Source organism: uncultured Agitococcus sp. (assembly GCF_937920075.1).
Lineage (GTDB): Bacteria > Pseudomonadota > Gammaproteobacteria > Pseudomonadales > Moraxellaceae > Agitococcus.
In genome coordinates this window covers 1-8795 of record NZ_CALETI010000485.1, presented here as the reverse complement: position 1 = coordinate 8795, position 8795 = coordinate 1, and the positions used below count along the sequence as shown (strand labels likewise).

Here is an 8795-nt window from a genome sequence, read left to right as displayed (position 1 = left end):
AAGGGAAGTTTACCTATTTTCCAACAACGATTATCAGTCAGTTCAATAAGGTTATCATTTCGCAATTTTTCTAAATCACGTTGTAGCATTCGTTGACTGTTACTAGCTTGTTCTTGAGGATAATAATGAGCAACAGCCGCATAAATTTCACTCAGTTTTTTGTCGTGACTTTGAGTGGCTAAATAACGCAAAAGGTATTTTTGTCTTGTATTGGCAGGTATTTTGGTCATGGTTATTGTGAGAACAACAAATAAAAGTATCTTAAAAATAATTTAACCATATAACAATCCTCTAAAACTTCATTCTTGTTTCACAAAAACGCATCACATTTGTTTAAGACTCAGGTTACAATGCAACAAATTTTAAACTTGTAACAAGTTATGACTCGACAGCATACATCCCAAAAATCTGAACAAGGTTTTATCTTAACCATTCTGTTATTGCTGATTATGCTTGGTATGTTATGTGCCGTAGGTTTGGGTATTTATGCCTTATCGCTAGATGGTACAGTACGTAGTAAGTTTGAAGGCAAACGTTGGGCAATTCCTGCCAAAGTGTATAGTCGTCCTTTAGAGCTATATACCGGCGCAAATCTCAGTAAAGCCGACATTTTGGCCGAGTTAGAGTTACTTCATTATCGCCAACAGGCCAACTATGATAATGCAGGCGTATATAGCGAGCAAAATGGTGAGTTATATATTCATACGCGTGGTTTTGTGTTTAGTGATGATACTGAGCGTTCACAAGTTTTAAAATTACGTTTTCAAGGCAATACCATCAGTGATTTGGCTAGTACCCAACAAAATAGTAAAGGTATTGTTCGTTTAGAACCACTAGTCATTGGCGGTATTTATCCTAAGCATAATGAAGACCGAGTGCTAATGCAGCTTAAAGATGCCCCTAAGTATTTACAAGAAGCGTTATTAGCCACCGAAGATAAAAACTTTTATCATCATCATGGTGTATCGATTCGTGGCACATTGCGTGCTATTTTTGTCAATTTAACCAGTGGTGAGTTGCGCCAAGGTGGCAGCACTTTAACCCAACAACTCGTTAAAAACTTCTATTTAACCGATGAGCGTTCCTTAAAACGAAAAGTGAATGAAGCGTTAATGGCATTTTTATTAGAAGTGCATTATGACAAAAAAGAAATTTTAGAAACCTATTTAAACGAAGTTAACTTAGGACAAAATGGTAATCGCTCGATTAATGGCTTTGGTTTGGCTGCTCAATTTTATTTTGGCCAACCAATTAGCGAATTATCTATGCATCAAATCGCCCTGTTAGTTGGTTTGGTGAAAGGGCCTTCTTATTATAATCCTTGGCGTAACCCTGAGCGTGCCTTAGAGCGTCGAAATGTCGTCTTGCATAATTTATTAAAAGATGGCCATATTAGTCAAAATCAATACGAAAAAGCCAAAGCTAACCCCTTGGGAATTTTAAAAGCTCCCACTGCAGGTTTAAGCGTGTTTCCTGCTTTCTTAGATGTTGTCCGTCGTCAATTAAAACAAGAATATCAAGAAGATGACTTAAATTCAGAAGGCTTAAGAATTTTTACCACCTTAGAACCCAGAGTTCAAACCGTTGCCCAAAATGCGTTTAACCAACAAGTCGCAAAATTACGAGCCGCAGGCAAACGTACTCAAGCTTTACAAGGGGCAGTGGTGATCGCCAATCCTGAAAATGGCGAATTATTAGCGGTGGTGGGTGGTTATGGCACATTTACGGGTTTTAATCGAAGCATTGATGCTTCACGGCAAGTTGGCTCTTTGTTTAAGCCAGCGATTTATTTAACCGCATTAGCCACAGGCAAATATAACTTAGTTTCACCGATTGATGATGGGCCAGTACAAGTACAAGGTCAGAGTGGCGATGTTTGGTCGCCTGAAAATTATGACCATCAATCACATGGTATTGTACCTTTATATGATGCTTTAGCCCATTCTTATAACCAAGCAACGATTCGTTTGGGTATGAGTCAAGATGTTGGCATTTCAGCAGTCATTAATACCCTCAAACAATTAGGTGTTACCCAAGATTTGCCCAATTATCCATCGTTGTTATTGGGGACGGCAAATTTATCACCTATGGAAGTTTTAAGGTTATATCAACCGTTTGCGGCCAATGGTTTTCAAAGCTCTCCTAGGACTATTTTGGAAGTGGTGGATGCCAAAGGTAAACAGTTGAAACGAAATGGTTTAGAGGTTAAACAAGTCTTTGAGCCAGCACCTTTGTATTTAATTAACTATGCCATGCAGCAAACAATGATTAGTGGTACAGCCGCTTCTGCTTATCAAAAATTGCCCAAAGATTTAGTCATGGCAGGTAAAACAGGCACAACTAATGAAGCGCGTGATGCATGGTTTGCAGGTTATACAGGTAATTATTTAGCAGTCGTATGGTTAGGGAATGACGACAACAAAACCACTGGTTTATCAGGCGGAACAGGTGCATTGCCAATTTGGACCGATATTATGAGCAAGCTCAAACCTGTCTCTTTACAAACGGTACAACCTGAAAGTGTACAATGGCAATGGTTGGAGCGTTCAACAGGAAAATTGAGTGCCGAAGGCTGTGCTGATGCGATTTTAGTGCCAATTATCGCCGATTCTGTAACTGCAACCAGTGATTGTGCCTTAGATAAATCGCCTGCTAATGATCCAATTAATGCGATTGTAAATGGGTCTGTTAATAAAGTTTTAGATATTTTTAGGTGATAATGGTCATGCGTGCTGTTTATATTTCCTTAGTTGCGTTAAATCTAACGGCTTGCCAACATTTAGCAGATTATAGTTGGCCAACAAACTCTGCACCCATTAAAGCCAATAAACCGCAAGTGATTAGTAAACCCATCAGCAAGCCAACGTCAACGATTAAACAACAGCCTGTGGTTGTTGCACCTGTAGAACGCGTTGAGCCTAAAGACGATTTACCCGTCACCACACCAACGATTACTAAACCCGTATTACCCCCACCAGTGCTTGTCCAACCTAATAGAAAATTGGCTGACGGTCGGGATATGCCTGCGGTGCAAGGCTTGTTGGTAACAGCAAGTGAGCATTTACGTGTGGGCAAGTTAGAGGAAGCAGCGACCAGCTTAGAGCGCGCCCAACGTTTAGCACCACAATCGGCAACTGTTTATCAACGCCTTGCCGAAGTTCGTTTGCAACAAGGTCGAACCATTGAGGCCGAACAATTAGCCCGTAAAGGCTTGTCATATGCTCAAGGTAATGCCCAACAAGCCGCTTTGTGGCATTTAGTTGCTCAAGCAGCCGAACGTCAAGGCAAACAAGACGCGGCAAATCAGGCAAGAAATAAAGCCTTGCAATTAGAAATGGCAGGTGATCGAGGTTAAGTTTAACTTGTGTTATTGCTGTATGACTATCTAAAGAAAAATAATAACGATAATAGCCTAGACAATCTGCATTTAGTGCGTATTATGCGCCCTGATTAAATTCCCCTTGCCTATGGGAGTCTTAGATGATTGCTGAGCTAGGTCATTTTGCCCTGATTTTAGGGTTAGTTATGGCGTTATTACAAGCTACCTTACCGTTGTATGGCGTTTATGCTGCTAATGTCAGTTTGCAGCGTAGCGCAAAATCTGCTGCATTACTTCAAGCTTTTTGTTTAACAATATCTTTTGTCGGTTTAACAGTCGCTTTTTTGCAAAACGACTTTACGATTGATTATGTTGCTCGGCAATCTAATACCTTACTTCCTTATTATTATAAAATTTCTGCGGTATGGGGCGGACATGAAGGTTCATTATTATTATGGGTCTTAGTATTGTCATGGTGGGGGGCGGCTGTTGCGTTATTTAGCCGTAGTTTGCCACGTGAAATGATCGCCCGTGTTTTAGCCATTATGGGTATGGTGAGTATCGCGTTAATTTCTTTTGTGATTTTAACTTCTAATCCTTTTAATCGCTTATTACCCGATTTTCCCATTGATGGCGCAGACCTCAATCCTTTATTGCAAGATATTGGTTTAATTATTCATCCCCCAATGTTGTATATGGGTTACGTTGGTTTTACTGTGCCATTTGCTTTTGCGATGGCTGGCTTATTAGGTGGTCGCTTAGATTCTGCATGGGCGCGTTGGTCTCGGCCTTGGGCTGTATCAGCATGGGCATTTTTAACCTTAGGTATTGCTATTGGTTCATGGTGGGCATACTACGAATTAGGTTGGGGCGGTTGGTGGTTTTGGGATCCTGTAGAAAATGCCTCATTTATGCCGTGGTTAGCAGGTACAGCATTATTGCACTCCTTAGCAGTTAGTGAGAAGCGGGGGGTATTTAAAGCATGGACAGTCATGCTAGCCATTATTGCTTTTGCCTTAAGTTTATTGGGCACATTTTTGGTACGTTCGGGCGTATTAACCTCGGTTCATGCCTTTGCTGCTGATCCTGCACGGGGTATGTTTGTCTTAGGGATTTTGACCGCTGTTATTGGTGCGTCTTTATTAGTATTTGCTTTGCGTGCTAGCCATTTAAATAGTGAAAGTCGTTATGCGTGGTTATCACGAGAATCTTTTTTATTAGTTAATAACTTATTATTAATTACGGCAACAACAGTCGTGTTATTAGGTACGTTATTTCCCTTAGTCGCTGATGCCTTAAAATTAGGCAAAATTTCGGTCGGCCCTCCCTATTTTAATGCCTTATTTGTGCCTGTTACCTTAGTGTTATTAGTCTTTTTGGGCTTGGGTTCTTTGGTTAACTGGAAGCGGCATCAAGCCAAAGAGTTTTTGCCCCTATGGAAAGTTCTATTAGCTAGTATTGTTTTGGGTATTGTTTTTCCCTTAGTCTATTTTGGTGATGCCCCCATTCGTGTGGCTTTGAGTTTGAGTTTATGTTTTTGGGTTGTGTTATCAATTAGCCGTGATATTTATCTGAAAGCAAAAACAGCAAAACAAGGCTTTGGTGCAGGGTTATTACGTTTGTCGCGTAGTTATTATGGAATGCAAATCGCGCATTTAGGCTTAGTAATTACGGTTATTGGTGTGACATTAACCTCTACCTATAGTGTCGAAAAAGATGTACGTTTAGGCATGAATGACAAAGTTGATGTTGGAATGTACCAATTTGAGTGGTTAGGCGTGCGTGAATATAATGGGGCTAACTTTGAGTCAGTACAAGCAAAAGTAGCGGTATTAAAGAATGGTGCAGTAATTGAATATTTGTATCCCGAAAAACGTTTGTATGTGGTGCAAAATCGTTCTATGACGGAGGCGGCGATTGATGGCCGTTTGTTGCGTGATGTGTATGTGGCTATTGGTGAGCCATTAGACAATAACCAATGGGCAGTTCGTGTTTATTATAAACCATTTGTTCGCTGGTTATGGTTAGGTGCTTTGGTGATGGCTTTGGGTGGCGGTGTAGCAATGACTGATAAGCGTTATCGTTTAGCGCGCCAAAACGCAAAAGTCTCTAATTCAGCACAGGTAGCGACAAAATGAAAATGAAGGCACTGGTATGGGCGTTCCCCCTTGTTTTATTTTTAGCAGTTGCTGCCTTTTTGATGACACGTTTAGGACAAGACCCAACCGCTTTACCTTCAGCACGTTTAGGCAAGCCATTTCCTAATTTTGCCGTGACAGATTTAGAAGGTAATTCTATTTCTTTAGCGGATATTAAAGGTAAACCAGCGATTATTAATGTTTGGGCATCATGGTGTCCTTCTTGTAAAGAAGAGCATCCAACTTTAGTTGAATTGTCTAAACAAGGTATTCCGATTATCGGTCTGAATTACAAAGATGATCCACAAGATGCTTTGGCTTATTTGGCTAAACGTGGTAATCCTTTTAGTTTGATTATTCCTGACCGTAAAGGTGATATTGGGATTGATTTAGGCGTATATGGCGCACCTGAAACCTATTTAATTGATGCAAATGCCAATGTGCGTTATCGTTATGTTGGCGTATTTGATGCCGCGATTTGGCAAAGCCAACTTGCCCCTTGTTATCAGCAATTATTAGCAGGTGGGGAGGTGAGCGCATGTCAATAAAAACAATGATGGTGATTTTGTTCAGTCTTTATTGGCAAATAACGTATGCAGCAATTGAAGTTTATGATTTTAAAACGCCTGCCGAAGAACAGCGTTTTCAGGCTCTCGTTGGTGAGTTACGTTGTCCAAAGTGTCAAAATCAAAACTTATCAGGCTCAGATGCACCGATTGCCAAAGATTTAAAAGATCGTACTTATCAACTGTTACAAGAAGGCAAAACCGATAACGAAATTCGTGAATATATGGTTGATCGTTATGGAGACTTTATTAGCTATAAACCGCCTGTCCGTTCAACAACCTATTTATTGTGGTTTGGGCCATTTATTTTATTAGTGATGGTGGTTTTGATTATTATTTTCCGTCGTCGCCAAGTTAAACCTGATGCCTCCGCATTAACGCCCGAAGAGTCTGCCCGTCTAGCGGCTTTATTAAAGCGAAATAGTCATGATTAACTCATATTCTTTAGCCTTTATTAGTAGTGCAGCCGCATTAAGTTTGATCGTTGCTTTAGTTTTTATTTGGCCATTATTACGTTCGGCACGCGAACAAAACAGCTCATTATTAGCATTAAATATTGGGGTTTTTAAAGAGCGTTTGGCAGAATTAGAACAAGATAAGATTGATGGTAAAATTGATGAAGAAACATTTGTTGCATTAAAAACAGAATTAGAGCGTCAATTATTATCATTAGCCGAACAAATGGAGCAAAAAAATCAGCAGCAAGCGAGTAGTTCACGAGGGCTTATTTGGTCTTTAGGTTTGTTAATTCCATTATTGGGAGCTGGTGCGTATTGGACATTTATGCCACATAATCAAATTTGGCGTTGGTGGCAAGTACAAACCGAAACTGAGCCACTGATTAATGATTTATTTGCTAATAAACAAATTGAGCCTGAACGTTTAGCCAAACAAAATTTAGCGGATTTTGCTCGAGTGATGCAAAAAAAATTGCAGACCAATCCTAATAATGTTGATGGTTGGTATATGTTGGCGATGGCTTATATTCAAGGCGAATTACCCGATTTAGCCTTAACTGCTTTAGCAAATGCCAATCGTTTAGACCCTACACGTGATGATATTGCCTTAACCTATGCGCAAACTTTAGTATTTACTCAACAAGGTCAACTTAGCACTAAAAGTCGAGAATTATTGATGCAGGTGTTAAATAAACATCCTGAGCATGAAGGTGCATTATTATTAATGGGCATGGGAGCGTTTCGCTCGGGCGATTATGCCAGTGCTTTAGTGTTTTTACCTAAGTTAAAACAAGTGCATAAACAACGCACAGGCGAAAGTCAATCACAAGCTTTAACAGAAATAGATCAAGCGATTGCTATTGCTCAACAAGGTGGTGAAAAATTAGCTGAAAATGAAACTGGTATTGAAGTAACGGTGAAATTGGCAAAAGAATTGCAGTCTCGTTTACAGCCAAATGATACCTTATTTGTTTTTGCGCGTGCTTTAAATGGTTCACCTATACCTTTAGCCGTTGTTCGTCAGCCTGTGGGACGTTTTCCGCTAGTAGTTGCATTAACCGATAAACAAAGTATGATGCCGACCATGAAACTATCGACTGTTGAATCGGTTGTGGTGGGTGCAAGAATTAGCAAAACAGGTACTCCACAAGGAGTAAGTGGTGATTTAGAAGCGATAGCAGTGCCTGTCACACAAAACGGCAAGCTACAACACATTGAATTGTTAATTAATCAAGTAAAGCCGTAAATAATTTTTATGGTAAACTTGGCAAAATTTTTGCTTTTTATTTTAAATTAGGGGAGCATTATGCGTGTTATTTTATTAGGCCCACCTGGTGCAGGAAAAGGCACTCAAGCCCAAGTAATTACTCAACAGTTTCAAATTCCACAAATTTCTACAGGCGACATGTTGCGTGCCGCAGTAAAAGCAGGCACTGAATTGGGTGTTGCTGCTAAAAAAATTATGGATGCGGGTGGTTTAGTTTCTGATGAAATTATCATTGGTTTAGTAAAAGAGCGTTTAACTCAGCCAGATTGTGTCAATGGTTGTTTATTTGACGGTTTTCCACGTACTATTCCTCAAGCTCAAGCCTTAATTAATGCTGGTATTGCGATTGACCACGTTGTTGAAATTGCTGTGCCAGATCAAGAAATTATTAGTCGTTTATCTGGCCGTCGTGTACATCCAAACTCTGGTCGTGTATATCATATTCAACACAATCCTCCTAAAGTGGATGGTAAAGACGATGTGACTGGCGAAGACCTCGTGCAACGTGATGACGATAAAGAAGAAACGATTAAAAAACGTTTAGAGGTTTATCATCAGCAAACGGCACAATTAGTGGGTTTCTATCAACAATTAGCCGCTAGTGGTGACACGACTGCACCAAAATACGCACGTATTGAAGGTGTTGGCTCTGTTGAAGCAATTAGTGCTAAAGTCACTTCTGTATTAAAATAATACACTCCCCCTCAGTTCCCCCTTATTAAGGGGAGATGCCGAAGGCAGGGGGGTAGCACAAAAAAAGGCCGATTAACGGCCTTTTTTATTTTGTGCTAGAGACAAAGATTTTATTATCCATAAAATCAAGCCATTTTTAGAATCAGAGATAAAAACATGAAGGCAAATTCAGCACCGCCATTAGGCGTTGTTTTGGTTAATTTAGGCACACCTGATGCGCCAACTCCTCAAGCTGTACGTCGTTATTTGCGACAGTTTTTGAGTGATCGGCGGGTGATTGAAATACCTCCAGTCGTTTGGAAAATAATTTTAAATTTAGATCGGAAGAGCGTCGTGTAGGGAAAGAGTGTCTTC

General features: G+C 40.1%; 8 protein-coding genes. 7 read left to right on the top strand and 1 reads right to left on the bottom strand.

Features of this window, described 5'->3' with window-relative positions; all coding sequences use genetic code 11:
* On the bottom strand, positions 1-230 hold a 230-nt coding region (locus Q0212_RS16375), incomplete at its 3' end, for a hypothetical protein (RefSeq protein ID WP_297927519.1).
* Between the two features lie 150 nt (positions 231-380).
* On the opposite strand from Q0212_RS16375, the gene mrcB reads away from it, so the two are divergent.
* The 7 genes from mrcB to adk all read left to right on the top strand — a co-directional run bounded on the left by mrcB (position 381) and on the right by adk (position 8441).
* The gene (mrcB, locus tag Q0212_RS16370) at positions 381-2717 is read left to right on the top strand and encodes a penicillin-binding protein 1B (protein ID WP_297927517.1); all 2337 of its coding nucleotides are present in this window, start codon (positions 381-383) and stop codon (positions 2715-2717) included.
* An 8-nt stretch (positions 2718-2725) separates the two neighbouring features.
* The gene (locus Q0212_RS16365; RefSeq protein ID WP_297927515.1) at positions 2726-3355 is read left to right on the top strand and encodes a tetratricopeptide repeat protein; all 630 of its coding nucleotides are present in this window, start codon (positions 2726-2728) and stop codon (positions 3353-3355) included.
* Positions 3356-3480: 125 nt separating this feature from the next.
* Positions 3481-5457, top strand: coding sequence for a heme lyase CcmF/NrfE family subunit (locus Q0212_RS16360; protein ID WP_297927513.1), 1977 nt, complete (start codon positions 3481-3483; stop codon positions 5455-5457).
* Positions 5454-6005 (top strand): DsbE family thiol:disulfide interchange protein, encoded by a 552-nt coding sequence (locus Q0212_RS16355; RefSeq protein WP_297927511.1) that lies wholly within the window; start codon positions 5454-5456, stop codon positions 6003-6005. Before Q0212_RS16360 ends, Q0212_RS16355 begins: the two co-directional genes overlap by 4 nt.
* Positions 5996-6457, top strand: a complete 462-nt coding sequence (locus Q0212_RS16350; protein ID WP_297927509.1) for a cytochrome c-type biogenesis protein — start codon at positions 5996-5998, stop codon at positions 6455-6457. The genes Q0212_RS16355 and Q0212_RS16350 overlap by 10 nt, the downstream gene beginning before the upstream one ends.
* Positions 6450-7727: a c-type cytochrome biogenesis protein CcmI gene (gene ccmI / locus Q0212_RS16345; protein ID WP_297927507.1), complete on the top strand. Its 1278-nt coding sequence runs from the start codon at positions 6450-6452 to the stop codon at positions 7725-7727. Before Q0212_RS16350 ends, ccmI begins: the two co-directional genes overlap by 8 nt.
* 60 nt (positions 7728-7787) lie before the next feature.
* A complete protein-coding gene (gene adk / locus Q0212_RS16340; protein WP_297927505.1) occupies positions 7788-8441 on the top strand; it encodes an adenylate kinase in 654 nt (217 codons plus the stop codon).
* Positions 8442-8795 lie beyond the last annotated feature (354 nt).